Origin of the sequence: Sphingomicrobium arenosum, assembly GCF_026157085.1 — a bacterium.
In the GTDB taxonomy this organism is placed as follows: Bacteria; Pseudomonadota; Alphaproteobacteria; order Sphingomonadales; family Sphingomonadaceae; genus Sphingomicrobium; species Sphingomicrobium arenosum.
In genome coordinates this window covers 1072300-1089156 of the sequence record NZ_JANPVN010000001.1, presented here as the reverse complement: position 1 = coordinate 1089156, position 16857 = coordinate 1072300, and the positions used below count along the sequence as shown (strand labels likewise).

19 protein-coding genes are annotated in these 16857 nt (G+C 65.5%); 11 read left to right on the top strand and 8 right to left on the bottom strand.

Annotated elements, in window-relative coordinates:
- Positions 1-1371, bottom strand: a complete 1371-nt coding sequence (locus NUW51_RS05295) for a serine hydrolase domain-containing protein (protein WP_265563422.1) — start codon at positions 1369-1371, stop codon at positions 1-3.
- 185 nt (positions 1372-1556) lie between these two features.
- Entirely contained in the window at positions 1557-2291 is a 735-nt protein-coding gene (locus NUW51_RS05290) for a GcrA family cell cycle regulator (protein WP_265587934.1), read from the bottom strand.
- 66 nt (positions 2292-2357) lie between these two features.
- Between NUW51_RS05290 and NUW51_RS05285 the strand changes: the two genes are divergently transcribed.
- The 7 genes from NUW51_RS05285 (at position 2358) to queE (ending at position 8195) form a co-directional block, all read left to right on the top strand.
- A complete protein-coding gene (locus tag NUW51_RS05285; RefSeq protein ID WP_265563420.1) occupies positions 2358-3188 on the top strand; it encodes an ABC transporter permease in 831 nt (276 codons plus the stop codon).
- Positions 3189-3319: 131 nt separating this feature from the next.
- Positions 3320-3964 carry a hypothetical protein gene (locus NUW51_RS05280; RefSeq protein ID WP_265563418.1) on the top strand — a complete coding sequence of 215 codons (645 nt, stop codon included), beginning with the start codon at positions 3320-3322 and terminating at the stop codon, positions 3962-3964.
- Between the two features lie 176 nt (positions 3965-4140).
- Positions 4141-5331 carry an aspartate aminotransferase family protein gene (locus NUW51_RS05275; protein ID WP_265563416.1) on the top strand — a complete coding sequence of 397 codons (1191 nt, stop codon included), beginning with the start codon at positions 4141-4143 and terminating at the stop codon, positions 5329-5331.
- The gene (gene hslO, locus NUW51_RS05270) at positions 5331-6275 is read left to right on the top strand and encodes an Hsp33 family molecular chaperone HslO (RefSeq protein WP_265563414.1); all 945 of its coding nucleotides are present in this window, start codon (positions 5331-5333) and stop codon (positions 6273-6275) included. The genes NUW51_RS05275 and hslO overlap by 1 nt, the downstream gene beginning before the upstream one ends.
- 34 nt (positions 6276-6309) lie before the next feature.
- Positions 6310-6720 carry a DUF3617 domain-containing protein gene (locus NUW51_RS05265; RefSeq protein WP_265563412.1) on the top strand — a complete coding sequence of 137 codons (411 nt, stop codon included), beginning with the start codon at positions 6310-6312 and terminating at the stop codon, positions 6718-6720.
- Between the two features lie 156 nt (positions 6721-6876).
- Positions 6877-7566 carry a 7-cyano-7-deazaguanine synthase QueC gene (gene queC, locus NUW51_RS05260; RefSeq protein WP_265563410.1) on the top strand — a complete coding sequence of 230 codons (690 nt, stop codon included), beginning with the start codon at positions 6877-6879 and terminating at the stop codon, positions 7564-7566.
- Complete coding sequence (queE, locus tag NUW51_RS05255; protein WP_265563408.1) at positions 7566-8195, top strand: 7-carboxy-7-deazaguanine synthase; 630 nt, start codon at positions 7566-7568, stop codon at positions 8193-8195. The genes queC and queE overlap by 1 nt, the downstream gene beginning before the upstream one ends.
- Here queE and NUW51_RS05250 read toward each other — a convergent pair.
- Positions 8192-8428, bottom strand: a complete 237-nt coding sequence (locus tag NUW51_RS05250) for a hypothetical protein (RefSeq protein WP_265563406.1) — start codon at positions 8426-8428, stop codon at positions 8192-8194. The two genes, queE and NUW51_RS05250, sit on opposite strands and share 4 nt — an antisense overlap.
- Entirely contained in the window at positions 8425-9087 is a 663-nt protein-coding gene (gene lipB, locus NUW51_RS05245; RefSeq protein WP_265587933.1) for a lipoyl(octanoyl) transferase LipB, read from the bottom strand. The genes NUW51_RS05250 and lipB overlap by 4 nt, the downstream gene beginning before the upstream one ends.
- A gap of 90 nt (positions 9088-9177) precedes the next feature.
- Here lipB and NUW51_RS05240 point away from each other — a divergent pair, with 90 nt between their 5' ends.
- The gene (locus NUW51_RS05240) at positions 9178-10053 is read left to right on the top strand and encodes a glycerophosphoryl diester phosphodiesterase membrane domain-containing protein (RefSeq protein WP_265563404.1); all 876 of its coding nucleotides are present in this window, start codon (positions 9178-9180) and stop codon (positions 10051-10053) included.
- 4 nt (positions 10054-10057) lie between these two features.
- On the opposite strand, the gene hemF is transcribed toward NUW51_RS05240, so the two are convergent.
- Positions 10058-10915 carry an oxygen-dependent coproporphyrinogen oxidase gene (hemF, locus tag NUW51_RS05235; RefSeq protein ID WP_265563402.1) on the bottom strand — a complete coding sequence of 286 codons (858 nt, stop codon included), beginning with the start codon at positions 10913-10915 and terminating at the stop codon, positions 10058-10060.
- 172 nt (positions 10916-11087) lie between these two features.
- On the opposite strand from hemF, the gene petA reads away from it, so the two are divergent.
- From petA to NUW51_RS05220, 3 genes are read left to right on the top strand one after another with little or no spacing between them, the layout of a single operon-like run.
- Entirely contained in the window at positions 11088-11663 is a 576-nt protein-coding gene (petA, locus tag NUW51_RS05230) for a ubiquinol-cytochrome c reductase iron-sulfur subunit (RefSeq protein ID WP_265563400.1), read from the top strand.
- Between the two features lie 11 nt (positions 11664-11674).
- On the top strand, positions 11675-12961 hold the full coding sequence (locus NUW51_RS05225) for a cytochrome b (RefSeq protein WP_265563398.1): 1287 nt from the start codon (positions 11675-11677) through the stop codon (positions 12959-12961).
- Positions 12962-12982: 21 nt separating this feature from the next.
- Positions 12983-13969 carry a cytochrome c1 gene (locus tag NUW51_RS05220; RefSeq protein WP_265563396.1) on the top strand — a complete coding sequence of 329 codons (987 nt, stop codon included), beginning with the start codon at positions 12983-12985 and terminating at the stop codon, positions 13967-13969.
- A 198-nt stretch (positions 13970-14167) separates the two neighbouring features.
- Here the strand turns inward: NUW51_RS05220 and NUW51_RS05215 are convergent, their stop codons facing one another.
- From NUW51_RS05215 to NUW51_RS05205, 3 genes are all read right to left on the bottom strand, one after another.
- Positions 14168-14620 carry a MaoC family dehydratase gene (locus NUW51_RS05215; protein WP_265563394.1) on the bottom strand — a complete coding sequence of 151 codons (453 nt, stop codon included), beginning with the start codon at positions 14618-14620 and terminating at the stop codon, positions 14168-14170.
- Positions 14620-15720 (bottom strand): redox-regulated ATPase YchF, encoded by a 1101-nt coding sequence (gene ychF / locus NUW51_RS05210; RefSeq protein ID WP_265563392.1) that lies wholly within the window; start codon positions 15718-15720, stop codon positions 14620-14622. The genes NUW51_RS05215 and ychF overlap by 1 nt, the downstream gene beginning before the upstream one ends.
- Positions 15721-15782: 62 nt before the next feature.
- Complete coding sequence (locus NUW51_RS05205) at positions 15783-16811, bottom strand: serine hydrolase domain-containing protein (RefSeq protein WP_265563390.1); 1029 nt, start codon at positions 16809-16811, stop codon at positions 15783-15785.
- Positions 16812-16857: the final 46 nt, after the last annotated feature.

Here is a 16857-nt window from a genome sequence, read left to right as displayed (position 1 = left end):
CTAGCAGTCTTGGCAAGCGCCCATCGGCCCCGCGATCAATTCGGAAATCTCGCGGGCGAGGTCCTGGGCCATCATCGCGCCGGTGCGGTTGGTAAGGACGATGATGCCGACGTCCAAATCGGGGAAATAGCGGATATCGGCCATATCGCCTCCCGAATGGCCGAAGCTGCGGCCCGTCTCGAATTGCTCGAGGACGCTGCCAAGGCTGTATTCGCTGTCGGCGGCTTCATGCGCGGGATCGAAAAGCGCTTGCGTGTAGAGCCCCAAGTCGACGATGTCGCCGCGCGACAGGGCCGCGAACAGGCGCGCCATATCGCTTGCGGTGGTGACGAGGCCGCCAGCTGGATCGAGCGCGCTGGGATAATGGTAGGTGGCGCGGTGGTAGGTCCAGTCGGCGTCCAATTCGTAATCGTTCGGGCCGTCGAGGTGGCGCGTCGCGAACCGCGTATCGGTCATGCCGGCAGGCGCAAGCACGCGCTCGGCGAGGAGATCGCGCCATGCCTTTCCGCTCACGCGCTCGGCGATGAGGCCGAGGACGGCATAGTTGGACTGACGATAGCTGTGCGCTTCGCCGGGCCCGAAATCGACCGGGCGGGCGCGCAGGGTCGCGAAGATGTCCTCGCGGGTCAGGGCGTCCGTGTCTTCGGGCGGCATTTCGACGAAGGCGCGATCGATGATGCGCGCGATCCCGGCGCTGTGGCTCATCAGATGGCGAACCTTGATGCTTCCCCAGCTAGCGGGGGCTTCGGGCAAATAGGTGGCGACTGGGGCATCGAGCGCGATGAGGCCATCCTCGACGAGGCTGGCGATGACGAGGCTGGTGAGCGCCTTGGTCGCCGAGGCGAGGCGGAAAGGCTGGTCGGGCGCGGTCCGGCGCGAATCCAGCGGACCATTGTTGCCGAACCCGCGCGCATAGATCGCCTCGCCGCCGCGCACGACAGCAATCGCGGCGCCCGGCACCATGCGCTCGTCGAGCATGCGGGTGACATGACCAGCGAGGGTCGGCCCATGCAGCGCAGCGAGCAGCGGGTCGGCGAGGGTGTCGTTGCGATAGTCGCCGGCAAAGCGCAACCGCTCCGGCGTGCAATCGAGCCGCGTGGTGGCGGCCTTGCCGTCATGGATGATATCGACATCGATCCTGTCGCGCCCGCTCATCTCGAAGCGCCGGGTTTCGTGGTCGGTCTCGATCAGGACGGTGACATGGCCTTGGCGCGGGCAGGCGACAGGGAGGCGGTCAATGTCTACCTCGGGGGTCAGCGTCCAGTCGATGGCGGGTCGATCGCCGCGGGTGATGCGAACGACCTTTTCATCGCTGTAAATGGGATCGGGCGCGAGGGCGATTGCCAGCGCGGCGGCGACGGTGAGGCTCATGAGATGGCGATTCCTGATCAGCAACGTGAGGAATGTTTCGCGCCAGTCATGCAGGGGCGACGCGGTGTTCACAACCGCCGTGATGGTCGTTCGTCGAACTGGCGATTACATTTGTCGTAGGATTGCCTGACGCCTACGAAAAAGGCCCCGGCGATGCGCCGAGGCCTTTCTTCTCGTTCTCTAGTCTAGCGGACCCGCGGGCCGCCGAAGGGCAGCGGGGGCGGGGGCTTGCGGTCGCGGCGCGGAAGCTGCGCCTGATAGGCGACCCCGCAATGGTCGACGCAATAAGGAAAGCCCGGATTGGCCTTCTGTCCGCAGAAATGGAAATCGGGTTCGCCCGGATGGCCCATCGGCCAGCGGCAAACGCGATCGTTCAAGTCGAGCAGCGAGGTCTTGTCGGCGACCTCGGCGCTGGGCTTTTCAGGGATCAGGCGGCGCGGCGGCGCAGGCGGGATCGGGGCCTGCTGGTCGGACGGACCCTGGCGCACGAAACCGCCGGGGCCGACCGAACGATATTGTGGGCCCTTCTTGCCCTCATCAGCCTTGGCCGCCGGCGCCGCAGCCGCCGTTTCAGGAGTCGGCTTGGCAGCGCGGGCCGGGTTGGGCTTGGCCGGCGCTGCCTTCTTGGCGGCGGGCGGCACGGCGGGCGCTTCCTTCTTGGGCGCAGCGGCTTTCTTGGGCGCCGCAGCCGCCTTCTTGGGCGCGGCGGCCTTCTTGGCGGCGGGCGCCTTCTTGGCCGCCGTTTTCTTCTTCTCGCCCGCCTTGACCGGCGAGGGACGCGATTCGAGGCCAAGGCGATGCGCCTTGCCGATGACGGCATTGCGGCTCACCCCGCCAAGGTCCTCGGCGATTTGGCTGGCGGTCTTGCCTTCCGCCCACATGGCTTTCAGGCGATCGATCCGCTCGTCGGTCCAGCTCAATATTCTCTCCACCCGTTGAGGGTTCATCATTGTCATCGTCGTGCCGCCCCGATAGGCGAGGCGGTCATGGACGACAAGCAGCATCCGTCATGGTCGAACGCCCCATATGGCCAGCCGATCCTCGGCGCCGTGAATTGGGGCGGTCTCAAGACCCTCTATGTCAAGGAGGTGCGGCGCTTTTTCAAGGTCCAGCTGCAAACCGTCTGGGGACCGGCGGTGACGACGCTGCTGTATCTCGCCATCTTCACCATCGCGCTCGGGCGCGGCGGGCGCGAGATGATGGGGGTGCCCTTCGCCGATTTCCTCGCCCCCGGGCTGATCGTCATGGGGATGATCCAGGCGGCCTTCGCCAATGCCAGCTTCTCGCTGCTGGTCGGCAAGATCCAAGGGACGATCGTCGATTATCTCATGCCGCCCCTGTCGACGGGCGAGCTGATGGCGGGGCTGGTCGGCGCTTCGGTCACGCGCGGCTTCCTCGTCGGCGGCGCGGTGTGGCTGGTGATGGCGCTGTGGCCGGGCGTGAGCGTGGTGCCGGTGCATCCGCTGGCGGCGCTGTGGTTCGGGTTGATGGGGACGCTGCTGCTGTCCTTCCTCGGGCTGCTGACGAGCTTCTGGGCGGAGAAGTTCGACCATGCCGCGATGGTGACCAATTTCGTGGTGGCGCCGCTCGCGCTCCTGTCGGGCACCTTCTATTCGGTCGAGGCCTTGAGCGAGAGCTTTCAGGCGGCGAGCCACGCCAATCCATTCTTCTACGTCATCTCGGGTTTTCGTTACGGCTTCATCGGGGTGGCCGACTCGCCCGTGATGGTCGGCGCGATCGGGCTCGCGATCCTGAACGCAGGCCTGTTCGCTTTGTGCTACCGGCTGCTGTCGACGGGCTGGAAAATCAAGAATTAGGGTGCTCAAGCGATTGAAACGCTAGCGTTTTTACCGGCCTGAACGCTGGCTTACATACGTATTCAGTGAAGCCACACGCGGCATGGGCCAGCTTGGGGACATCGAGAGTTTCCCAAGTGAAGGAGTGCCCCATGAACAAGTTTCTTATCGGACTGAGCGCCGCCCTCGGGGCGGGCGTGATCGCGGTGCCGACCGCCGCCAGCGCGGCCAGCGCTGCGCCCAATGTCTCGGTCGCCATCGGCGTGGGCAATGCCTACCAGCCGTATCAGCAGCGCGGCGATCGCTATGACCGCTATGACCGCTATGACCGCTATGACCGCTATGACCGCTATGACCGCTATGGCTATGACAATTGGGGCTATGATCGCAGCGGTCGCTACAATGTCCAGCGCCACTTCGCTTATGGCAAGGTCCGCGAATTGCAGAACCGCGTCGGCCAGATGCGGCAGGATATCCGCTATTTCGCTCGGCAGGGCGCGTTCGAGCGGGGCGAGTTCCGCAAGCTCGATCGCAAGGCCGAGCGGCTCCAGCGCCGCATCGACCGGATGAGCCGCAACGGCCTCAATCGCGGCGAATATCGCGCCTCGATCCAGGGCATTCGCAACTTGCGCCGCGACATCCAGCGCGACCTGCGCGACGGGCGTCGCTGGAACCAGTACGGCTATGGCTATCAGGGCGATCGCGACCGCTACTGGAACGACGACGATCGCTACGATCGCGACGATCGCTGGGAGCGTCGGGATTATGACGAGCGCCGTTACGAGCGTCGCCGCTAGGGCCTGAACCCATTGTCCGGCGGGGGCACGTCCCCCGGTCTCCGCCGCAAGAAAGGCGCCGTCCCCCGAACACGGGTGGCGGCGCCTTTTCTTTGGCGCTATCGAGCCCACATAGGAGAGAACCAAGGGGGCGCGGTGCAGCCAAGCGCGTGCCCCTCAATACCCAAGGAGCATACATGTCCATTCCCGCGCTGATGCCGGTCTATCCCCGTTGCGACGTCCGTCCGGTCAAGGGCGAGGGGCCCTATCTCTATGGCGAGAATGGCGAAAAGTGGCTCGATTTCGCGAGCGGCATCGCGGTGAACCTCCTCGGGCACGATCATCCGCACCTCGTCGGCGCGATCCAGAAGCAGGCCGCGACGCTCATGCACGTGTCGAACCTCTATGGCAGCCCGCAGGGCGAGGCCTGTGCGCAGCGGCTGGTCGACAACAGCTTTGCCGACACCGTCTTCTTCACCAATTCGGGCGCCGAATCGGTCGAGTGCATGATCAAGACGATTCGCCGCTTCCATGTTGTCGACGGCAATCCGCACAAGAAGGACATCATCACCTTCAAGAACGCCTTCCACGGGCGCACGATGGCGACTATCAGCGCCGCCAACCAGGAAAAGCTGCACGACGGGTTCGAGCCGCTGTTGCCCGGCTTCACCTATGTCGAGTTCGACAATCTCGAGGCGGCAGAGGCGGCGATTACCGACACGACGGCGGGCTTCATCGTCGAGCCGGTGCAGGGCGAGGGCGGTATCCGTCCGGCGAGCCGGGAGTTTATGCAGGGCCTTCGCAAGCTGGCCGACAAGCACGGCCTGCTGCTGGGTCTGGATGAAGTGCAGTGCGGCGTGGCGCGCACCGGCACGCTTTACGCCTATGAGCAATATGGCATCACGCCCGACGTGCTGGCGAGTGCCAAGGGGCTTGGCGGCGGTTTTCCCGTCGGCGCCTGTCTTGCCACCGAACATGCCGCCAAGGGCATGACCTTCGGCACGCATGGTTCGACCTATGGCGGTAACCCGCTCGCCATGGCGGCGGTCGAGGCGGTGCTCGATGTCGTGGCAAACGACGAATTCCTCGACGGCGTGAAGGCGACCGGCGAGCGGCTGCGCGGCGCGCTCGAGCAGATGATGGGCAACCATCCCGACAAGTTCGTCAGCATGCGCGGCATGGGGCTGATGCTCGGCATCAAGATGCACGAGGATGTGGTGGTGCGCGATTTCGTCGGCTGGCTGCGCGGGCAGGGGCTGCTCGCAGTCGCGGCGGGGGACAATGTGATGCGCGTGCTGCCGCCCTTGAACATCACCGATGCGCATATCAGCGAGTTCGTCGAGAAGCTGTCGGCGGCGGCCGGCAAATATGAGGTCCCGGGTAAGTAATGAGCGATCAGCAGCGTGCCAGCCTGACCGAGGATGTCGTCGTCGGGGCGATGTTGCCGACGCGCGGCGCGCGCGGGCGGCTGGTGCGCCTGTCGCACGCCTTGGACGCCATCCTCGCGCCGCATGCGTATCCGCCGGTGATCGAGAAATTGCTCGCCGAGGCGCTGACGCTGGCGGCGCTGCTGGGCTCTCTTCTCAAGGACGAGAAGGGGCAGATCACCATGCAGGCGCAGACCGAGAATGGGATCGTCGAACTGCTGGTGTGCGATTATTTGCAAGGGCAGCTGCGCGGCCATGTCAAATATGACGGCGACCGGCTCGCCGAGGCGGGGCCCGAGCCGACGCTGTTCCAGCTGTTCGGCAAGGGCTATCTCGCGATCACCTTCGACCAGCCAAGCCGCAAGGAGCGCTATCAGGGGATTGCGCCGATCGAGGGCGAGGATATCGGCGAGGTGGCGCAAAGCTATTTCGCCCAGTCCGAGCAGATCCCGAGCCTGGTGCGCGTTCATGCCGAAAAGACGGACGGCCATTGGGTCGCGGGCGGGCTGATGTTCCAGCACCTTCCCGAGGGCGAGGAAGGACGGGACCGGCTCCATACCAAGCTCGATCATCCCGATTGGCCGCATGTCGCCATCCTCGCGGGCTCGGTGAAACCGGGCGAGCTGGTCGACACCGGCCTGTCGCTCGACGACTTGCTGTGGCGACTCTTCCACGAGGAGGACGAGGTGCGGCTGCTCGAGGGCACCGGCCTGTCCAAGGGCTGTCGTTGCTCGCCGGAATATATCAAGAGCGTGATCGCGCGTTTCCCGCCCGAGGAACAGGCGCATATGGTCGCCGAGGATGGCTTCATCCGGGTCGACTGCGCCTTCTGCGCGACCAGCTTCCCGATTGCGCCGATGACCGCGGATGTCCCGGAATCAGACGGGAAAGCGGACGACGTTTAACTGTCGTTCATCCAAATCTGCTAAAAGAGACACGATGAAACGAGTGATTCGAGCGACGATCGGTGTTGCCGCGCTGGGGCTTGCCCTCAGCGGGACGGCGGCGCTTGCGCTCGAGCATAAGGGCGCGCCGCACCTCCTGTCGAAGGTCGAGGCGGGCTTGTGGGAAGTGTCCAAGCCGGGCAGCCGGATGGCGCCGCGCCGCATCTGCCTCGCCGACGTGTCGATGCTCGCCCAGTTCGAGCATCTCGGCAACCAGTGCACCCGCATGACCGTGTCCGAAGAGGGCAATAATGCGCTGATGCGATACACCTGTGCGCGCGGCGGCTTCGGGTCGAGCGAGGTGCAAGTGGTGACGCCGCGCTCGCTGCGCATCGTGACGCAGGGGATCAAGGAGGGGTTGCCCTTCCATGATACGCTGCATGCCCGGCGCATTGGCGCCTGTTGAGCGCAGGCCACTGACGCCCGCTGGACGTCGTTGCTCGGTCGCTCGCGATGCGCTGCATCGCCACGCTCCTCGCGCCTAGCCAGCAAACGTCACTGACCTGCTCGGTGTGTGCGGGGCATTTGTCGGCGCGGGGCTTTTTCCCTAAGGGGCCGTCCCATGAAGAAAAAAGCGGTTATTTTGTTGTCGGGCGGGCTCGATTCGATGGTCTGTGCGGGGCTGGCGCGCGAGGCGGGCTATGCCATTCATGCGCTGACCATCGATTACCATCAGCGGCATCGGGTCGAATTGGACGCGGCGGGGCGGATCGCGGCGGATGTGGGCGCGGCCGAGCATGTGGTGCTCCCGCTCGACCTCACCGCCTTTGGCGGCTCGGCGCTGACGGCGGACATCGACGTGCCCAAGGAGGGCGTGCGCGAGGGCATTCCGGTGACCTATGTGCCCGCGCGCAACACGGTGTTCCTGTCGCTATGCCTCGCTTATGCCGAGACGCGCGGAGCCAACGACATCTTCATCGGGGTGAACAGCCTCGACTATTCGGGCTATCCCGATTGTCGTCCCGATTTCATCGCCCAGTTCGAGCGATTGGCGCAGCTCGCCACCAAGGCAGGCGACGAGGGGCAGGTGATGCGCATTCGCACGCCCTTGCAGGACATGACCAAGGCCGACATCGCGCGCGAGGCGGCGCGGCTGGGGATGGACGCGGGGCTGTCGCACAGCTGCTATGATCCGGGCGCGGATGGCGGTGCCTGTGGGCGCTGTGACAGCTGCCGGCTCCGGCACAAGGGGTTTGTCGAGGCGGGGCTCGAGGATCCGACGCGCTATGCAGCTGGGGTGGTGCCCGCCTGATGGCCTATGCGGTCAAAGAGATTTTCCTGACCCTTCAAGGTGAGGGCATGCAGGCGGGCGCGCGCGCGGTTTTCCTGCGCTTTGCCGGGTGCAATTTGTGGTCGGGGCTGGAGCGCGATCGCGCCAAGGCGGTGTGCCAATTCTGCGATACCGATTTCGTCGGCACGGACGGGGTGAATGGCGGCAAGTTCGCCAGCGCCGAAGCGCTCGCCGAAGCCGTGGCCGGCCTGTGGGGCGAGGGCACGCGCGACCGGATGGTGGTGATCACCGGCGGCGAGCCCTTGTTGCAGCTCGATGCGGCGCTGATCGATGCGCTTCACGCGCAAGGGTTCAGGATCTCGGTCGAGAGCAACGGGACGATTGCCGCACCCGCGGGGATCGACTGGCTGTGCATCAGCCCCAAATTCGGGTCGGAGCTCGTCCAGCGCTCGGGCGATGAATTGAAGCTGGTGTGGCCGCAGCCCTTCGACATGGATGCGCTCGAGGCATTGGATTTCGATCATTTCCTCCTCCAGCCGATGGACGGCGAGGAGGTGGAGGCCAATACCGACGCGGCGATCGCGCTGGTGATGGAGCGGCCGCAGTGGCGGCTGACGCTCCAGACGCACAAGCTGTTGGGGCTGGCCTAGTCCTCTTCGCTTTCGCGTTCCGCATTGCGGCCAGGCACGTCGTCGTCGGCGAGGCCGGCGTCATTGTCGGTGGCCGCGTCGATGGCGGTGATGTCGCGGCCCTCGATCGCCTCGACTTCCGGGGTCTCGCCCTGGTCCTCGACCGGGGTGGCTTCCTCCGAACCGCCACAGGCGAGGAGCGGGAGGGCGAGGCTGGCGAGGATGAGGCGGCGCATGATGTCTCCGATGGTCATGAGGTGCAGGCGTCTTGCTGGCACTTGCCCGACAGCTGCGCAAGGAAGTTGTCGGCATAAGCGGCGAGCGCGGCATCGACGCTGGCCATGTCGCTTGGCGCGCCGAGCTTCTCGAGGCTGGTGACGCCATAATCGGCGATGCCGCACGGCACGATGCCACCGAAGTGCGAGAGGTCGGGGGCGACGTTGATCGAAAAGCCGTGGAGCGTGACCCAGCGTTTGACGCGCACGCCGATGGCGCCGATCTTGGCCTCCTGCGCGCCGTGGCCGGTCCAGATGCCGATACGCCCGGGCTCGCGCCGTGCCTCGACGCCGAGGTCGCCGAGCGCGTCGATCATCCAGCCTTCGAGGCAGTGGACGAAACGGCGGATATCGCGCCCGCGCGCGCCGAGGTCGAGATTGAGATAGCCGACCCGCTGGCCGGGCCCGTGATAGGTGTAGCGCCCGCCGCGACCGGCATCGTAGACCGGGAAGCCCTCGGGGTTGAAGAGTTCGGCCGGATCGGCGCTGGTGCCCGCGGTGAAGAGCGGGGGATGTTCGAGCAGCCAGATGCGCTCGGTTGCGAGCCCCTCGCGGATCGCTTCGGCGCGCGCGGTCATGTCGGCGAGCGCATCTTCGTACGGGACGGGCGCGTCGCTGGTCTGCCATTCGATTCCCATGGCGCGCGATGTGCGCTGCCCATCGGCGGTTGGCAAGGGCCGCGGCTTTGCTATGGTCGCAGGCAAGACACCATAGGGGAGCAAACGGACATGGCACGACTGTCGATCAGCAAGGCGTGGGACGATGCGCGGCCGATCATCGCGCGCGACGGGCGGCTGATGTTCATCGTGGCGCTGGCGACGGTGGTGTTGCCGGGCACGGTCCTGATGACGCTCTCGCCGGGCGAGAGCCAGGTCGTCGGCAGCGGGGTCGATGTCGATGCCAGCGAAGGCGATGCGCTCGTCACCTTCCTCAGCTTCCTGTTCATGCTGGTCAGCATCATCGGGTCGATCGCGATCAGCTATCTCGCGCTGTTCCGCGGCGCGAGCGTGGGCGATGCGCTGCGTCGCGGTCTCAAGCGGGCGCTGGTGACGATCGGCATGGTGCTGCTGCTGATCATTCCGATGCTTCTTCTTTTTGCGCTGCTGGTCGTGATGGCCTTGGGCACGACAGCGCTGGCCAATTTCGACCAGGCGATGACGCCCGACACCATCTCGCCCGCCGCGGCGTTGGCGATCATCGCCTTCGTCCTCGTCATCCTCTGGGTCGGCATGCGGCTGGCGGTCACGACGCCGGTGATCGCGGCCGAGGAAGGCGGGCCGGTCGCCGTGCTGAAGCGCAGCTGGGCGCTGACCAAGGGCCATTTCTGGCGCATCCTCGGCTTTGTCCTGCTGCTGTCGATCGGCGTCTTCATCTTCATGGGCGCGGTCGAACTGATCGGCGGATTGGCGATCCAGCTGGTGCTTGGCGAACCCGAGCCGATGAACCTGGCGGCAGTCGCCCATGGCCTGGTCTCGACGCTGGCGCAGGCGGCGGTGACGATCGTCTATTCAACCATCCTCGCGCGCATCTATCACCAGCTGGCGGGCAATGCGGCCGACCCGGTGGTGAGCGTGCCCGCCGTCGACAGCGGACCGCTCAGCTAAGGGCCTATTGCCAGCGCGCGAGCGGGGGCAGGCTCATGAGGATGGCATCGACATTGCCGCCGGTCTTGAGGCCGAACAGCGTGCCGCGGTCGTAGAGCAGGTTGAATTCGACATAGCGCCCGCGAAAGTCGAGGAGGGCGCCCATGTCCTCTTCGCTCCAATCGTTGTCCATCCGTTTGCGGACGATCTGCGGGAAGATGTCGAGGAACGCCTCGCCGACATCGCGGGTGAAGGCGAATTGCGGCTCGAACAATTCGCCCGCCGCATCGAGACGGTCGTAAAAGATGCCGCCGACGCCGCGATGCACCTGGCGATGGGGCAGATAGAAATAGTCGTCCGCCCACTTCTTGAACTTGTCGTAGTAGGTCGCATCGTGCGCGGCGCAGGCGGCGCGCAGCCGGGCGTGGAAGGCTTCGGTGTCGTCCTCGTAAGGGATGGCGGGGTTGAGGTCGGCGCCGCCGCCGAACCAGCGCTTGGTCGTCGTGAGGAATCGCGTATTCATGTGGACGGCGGGCACATGGGGGTTGGCCATGTGCGCGACGAGGCTGATGCCGGTTGCGAAAAAGCGCGGGTCTTCCTCGGCGCCGGGGATCGAGGGGGCGAATTCGGGGCTGAACTCGCCGCCCACGGTCGAGACGTTAACGCCGACCTTCTCGAAGACCTTGCCCTTCATGGTGCCGCGCGTGCCGCCGCCGCCGTTTCCGTCGGGCGCCGAGGCGTCCTCGCGCTTCCAACTGGTGTAATCGAAGCTGGCGTCGGAGCCGGCCTCGCGCTCGATCGCCTCGAAAGCGGCACAAATCCGGTCGCGGAGCTTCTCGAACCAGTCGCGGGCGGCCTGTTGCTGATCGTCAAGTGGTTGCATGAGCGCCGCTTTATCGTGTCGTCGCGAAGGCGCAACCCGTTGTCGGCCAGGCAAAGGCGAAATCCGGCCTTGGCAAATGGGGACCATCGCGTCTATCAGGCGCCCAACCTGTGGGTCCCCATTCGCTTGAGGGCCCCTTTTCGCGAAGCAAGCCTAGACTTAGGGATCATCCATGGCCACGGTCGAACAGCCTGACCCCCTCCTCAAAGAAGACAGCACTGCCGAGACCGGCGTGCGTCGCCGCGACTTTCTCGACATCGCCGCCGTCTCGTTCGGCGCGGTGGGCGTGGGCGCGGTCGCCTTTCCGCTCGTCAACCAGATGAGCCCGCCCGCCGACGTGCTGGCGCTTGCCTCGATCGAGGTCGACATCTCGAAGGTCGAGAAGGGCCAGGCGATCAAGACCAGCTGGCGCAAGCAGCCGGTGTTCGTGCGCAACCTGACCGACGCCGAGATCGAGGAGGCCAATGCGGTCGACGCCTCGAGCCTGCGCGATCCGCAGACGCTCGCCGAGCGCACCGCCGAGGGCAAGGCCAACTGGCTCGTCACCATGGGCGTTTGCACCCACCTCGGCTGCGTGCCGCTGGGGGCCGCCGAGGGCGAGAATAAGGGCGATTACGACGGCTATTTCTGCCCCTGCCACGGCTCGCACTACGACACCGCGGGTCGCATCCGCAAAGGGCCGGCGCCGACCAACCTCGTCGTGCCTGAATTTGAATTCGTCTCCGACACCCTCATCCGGATCGGCTAGGAAGAAGAACTATGAGTTTCGCCTGGGCAAAGCCTTACGAACCCAAGACGCAGCTGGGCCACTGGATCGACCAGCGCCTGCCGCTCCCCCGCATGGTCTATGGCGCCGTCGGTGGCGGCTATCCCGTGCCGCGCAACCTCAACTATGCGTGGAACTTCGGCGTGCTCGCCGGGGTCTTCCTGATGATCCAGATCGTCACCGGCATCACGCTGGCGATGTGGTACAATAGCGGCATCGGCACCGCCTTCGGATCGACCGAGCACATCATGCGCGACGTCAATTCGGGCTGGTTCCTGCGCTATGCCCACGCCAACGGGGCAAGCTTCTTCTTCATCGTCGTCTACATCCACATCTTCCGCGGGCTGTTCTACGGCTCCTACAAGGCGCCGCGCGAGCTCGTCTGGATGCTCGGCCTCGTCGTCTACCTCCTGATGATGGCGACCGCCTTCATGGGCTATGTGCTTCCCTGGGGCCAGATGAGCTACTGGGGCGCGCAGGTCATCACCGGCTTCTTCTCGGCCTTCCCGGTCGTCGGCGAACCGCTGCGCGTCTTCCTGCTGGGTGGCTATGCCCCCGACCAGGCCGCGCTGACGCGCTTCTTCTCGCTGCACTATCTGCTGCCCTTCGTGATCGCGGCGGTGGTGATCCTGAAGACCTGGGCGCTGCACATCCCGGGTTCGTCCAACCCGACCGGCGTCGACGTGAAGACCGAGAAGGACACGCTGCCCTTCCACCCGTTCTTCACCGCCAAGGACGGCTGGTTCGTGCTCGCCTTCCTGATGCTTTATGCCGCGGTCGTCTTCTTCGCGCCCAACGCGCTGGGTCACCCCGACAATTATATCGAGGCCAACCCGCTGGCGACGCCCGCGCACATCGTGCCCGAATGGTACTTCCTGCCCTTCTACGGCATCCTGAAGGCCTTCACGGTGGACTTCATCCTGCCCGCCAAGCTGTGGGGCGTGATCGCGATGTTCGGCTCGATCCTGCTGCTCTTCCTCTTGCCGTGGCTCGACCGCTCGCCGGTGCGCTCGGGGCATTATCGCCCGATGTTCAAGGTTTTCTTCATGATCCTGATCGTCGACGTGCTCCTGCTCGGCTGGGCCGGTGGCGCCGAACCGACTGCCCCGGTGGTCGCGATCATGCAGATCGCCACGGCCTATTATTTCGCCCACTTCCTCATCATCCTGCCGCTGATCTCGAAGTTCGAGAAGCCGCTGCCCATGCCCAACTCGATCTCGAGTTCGGTGCTGCACGGCGAAGCGGAGGAAAGCGCGCCCTACGGGCTCGCCAAGGCTTAAGAACGAAGGACCGACACGACCATGGGTCAGCTTTTGAAATTCATCGGCATCCGCGGCTTTGCGTTCCTGATCGGCCTCGGCTTCCTCGGGGTGCTGCTCATCGCCTTCGTCACCGACGCGGCGAACTACTTCAAGGAGCCGCCGGCGGAGAGCGCCGAGCATGTGCTGCACAAGGCCAACAAGGATGTCGACTTCACCTTCGACGGTGCCTTCGGTCGTTACGACCAGGCCCAGCTGCAGCGTGGCTTCGCGGTGTTCCAGAACGTCTGCGCCTCGTGCCACGGCATGCAGTATGTGGCGTTCCGCAACCTCGAGGACCTCGGCTATACGCCCGAGCAGGTGAAGGCCTTTGCCGCCAACTGGGCGATCGAAGTGCCGACGGTGAACCCCGACACGGGTGAAGCCTCGACGCGTCCGGCGCTGCCGGCGGATCGTTTCCCGAACCCCTATGCGAACGAAGTTGCGGCGCGTGCGGCGAACAACAATGCCTATCCGCCCGACCTGTCGCTGATTGCCAAGGCGCGCGCCGACGGTCCGGCCTATATCTACTCGCTGCTGACCGGCTATCAGGACCCCTACCAGGGCTATGAGCAGAGCGCGGAGGAGCTGGCCGAGGAATTCCCCGAGGCGCAGCCGGGCGAGGGGCTGTATCACAACCCTTATTTCCCCAACCTCAACATCGCCATGCCCGCGCCGATCACGGCGGACGGCCAGGTCGACTATCCCGAAGGCGCCCCCGAGGCGACCGTCGAGCAGATGTCGGCCGACGTCGCGGCCTTCCTGATGTGGGCGGCCGAGCCCAAGGCCGATACGCGCAAGAATGCCGGTCTCGCGGTGCTCATCTTCCTCGCCTTTGCGACGGTGTTTGCCTATATGAGCTATCGCCAGATCTGGGCGGAAGCCAAGCGCAAGGTCGTGGCCAAGGGTCCGCTGGATCCCGAGAACATGGCAGAGCGCGAAGAGGCCAAGGCCGAAGCCGCCGAACATGGTCGCGGTGTGAAGGGCTGAGCCCTCCAGCCATACGGTCGATGAAAAAAAAGGCCCGGTGGAGCGATCCGCCGGGCCTTTTTCTTTGTGTTCGGAGCGCCATCATCCGGCGTCGCCCCAGCGCAGGCTGGGGCTCATGCCTGGAACGGATTGCAGGCGGGTTGGCATGGATCCCAGCCTGCGCTGGGATGACGGTGAAGGGCGGGGGCTGTTGTGGGGCTAGTCGGCGCTGGGACGGCGCAGGACGAGGAGGATGGTGTCCATCGTGAGGACCTTCACCCCGTCCTGGTTCACCGCCTCGATGCGGCTGCGCGCGCTGCCAAGGCCGGGTTTGGAGCGCGAAGGCGTGGCCTCGAGCGTTTCGGAGGTTACGGTCAGCGTGTCGCCCGGGAAAACAGGCTTGAGCCAACGCAAATTGTCGACGCCGGGCGAGCCGACGCTGGCGAGTTGGCGCTGCGTGAAACTGTCGACGATGACGCGCATGACCATCGCGCACGTATGCCAGCCGGACGCGCTGATGCGCCCGAAATGGGTCATGGCGGCGGCTTCGTCGGAGAGATGGAAAGGCTGGGGGTCGTAGCGCTCGGCGAAGGAAATCACTTCCTCGCGCGTCACCTCGGTGGTGCCGAGTTCATAGCGCTCGCCGACCTCCAGATCTTCCCAGAAGAGCATCAGACGTTGAACTTGAACATCATGATGTCGCCGTCGTGGACGACATATTCCTTGCCTTCCTGCCGCAGCTTGCCTGCATCGCGCGCGCCGGATTCGCCGCCGAGTTCGACATAGTCGTCGAAGGCGATGGTCTCGGCGCGGATGAAGCCGCGTTCGAAGTCGGTGTGGATCTCGCCCGCGGCTTGGGGGGCCTTGGCACCCTTGGCGACGGTCCAGGCCCGCGCTTCCTTGGGGCCGCAGGTGAAGAAGGTATGGAGGTTGAGGAGGTCGTAGCCGGCGCGGATGATGCGGTTGAGGCCGGTTTCCTCGAGCCCCATCTCGCCGAGGAACTCGAGCCGCTCGGCGGGGTCCATGCCGACCATGTCGGCCTCGATCGCGGCGGAGACGATGACGGCTTCGGCGCCCTCGGCCTTGGCCTTTTCGAACACCTTGGCCGAATAGTCATTGCCATTGGCCGCATCGTCCTCGTTGACGTTGCAGACATAGAGGACGGGCTTGGCGGTCAGTAGCTGGGCCTGGCGGAAATGCCTGGCCTCTTCCTCGTCATTGATGTCGGTGAGGCGCGCAGGCTTGCCGTCGCGCAGCAGATCGAGCGCCTTGCCGAGCACGCTCGCCATGATCTTGGCGTCCTTGTCGCCGCCGGTCGCGCGCTTTTGCGCATTGGGCACGCGCTTCTCGAGGCTTTCGAGGTCGGCGAGGAGCAGTTCGGTCTCGACCACTTCGGCGTCCGCGATGGGATCGACATGGTTGGAGACGTGCTGGATGTCGTCATCCTCGAAGCAGCGCAGGACGTGGACGATGGCGTCCACCTCGCGGATGTTGGCGAGGAACTGGTTGCCGAGGCCCTCGCCCTTCGACGCGCCCTTCACGAGGCCGGCGATGTCGACGAAGGCGAGCTGGGTCGGGATGATCTTTGCCGAGCCCGCGATGCCCGCGATCTTGTCGAGGCGCGGGTCGGGCACGGCGACCTGACCCACGTTGGGCTCGATGGTGCAGAAGGGATAGTTGGCGGCCTGTGCCGACTGCGTCTCGGTGAGCGCGTTGAACAGGGTGGACTTGCCGACGTTGGGCAGCCCGACGATGCCGCATTTGAAACCCATGGGAACCTCGTGAAATCTAATCTCGCGAGGCTGTTAGGGGATCGCGGGGCGGTGGGCAACGCCTAGTCGGCGCGGGCGCGGTCGATGAAGAGCTTGGCGATGGCGGCGGCCTGCGCGGGGCCGACATTGGCGACCGCGACGGTGAGCTCGTCGGCGGGCGAATAGAGGACAACGCTGTTCTGGCCCTTCATCCCCCCGGCATGGCCGATGAGATAGAGATTGTCGGCCGCCATGTTCCAGACCATCGCGCCATGACCGTAATAGCTGACGCCATCGCCCATCGGGTAAAGGCACGAGACCATCGTGTCGCGCAGGGGCTGGGGCAGGAGGCGGCTTTCCATCAGCGCACCCCAATAGACGGCAAGGTCGGAGGGGCTGCCGGCAAGACCGCCTGCGGGGCCGGGTTCGAGCGCCGACTGGCCGACGCCATCGGGGACGAGCACGCTGGCGGCATTGGCCTCGTCGATGACGATGGCATGCGTCAGGCCGAGCGGGGCGAGTACGCGCTCGCGCACCGATTGCTGCCATGGCTTGCCCTCCACGGCGGCGAGGATGGCGCCGAGCTGGCGGTAGCCATCATTCGAATATTTGAAATGCTGGCCGGGGCAGAAGAAATAGCCCTTGTCGGCATAGCCCATGGGGCGCGTGGCGGCCTGGTCGGGGTCCTCGGTGGCGCTGTAGAGGCCACTCTTGTGGCTGAGCAGGTCGGCGATGGTGATGGCGTCGGCATAAGGCGTGTCGGGCGCCCAGCGCTCGATCGTGGTGTCGAGCGAGAGGCGGCCTTCGTCGACCAGCTGGAGGATGGCGACGGCGAGCGCGGATTTGCCGATGCTGGCCCAGTGAAAATGCTGAGCTGCGGCGATGCCGTGGGTGCGGCTCCAAACGGGCTGGCCGCGGCGATAGACAGCGACGCCGAGCGCGTCGCTCTTGGCCTTTTGAAGCGCCGTGTCGAAGGTGGGGTCGAAGTCGGGCAGCGGCGCCGCGACCTGTTCGGGCGCGGCGAAGGCGGCGGGGTCGAGCGCGAGCGGGGGCGGGCCTTCGTAGGCGCAGCGGTCGGCGACGAGCGTGGCGGCGGCGAGGATGGACAACATTTGGCGGACGGCTCCCGTGGCGGCTTTGCACCCATGGGGTGGGGCG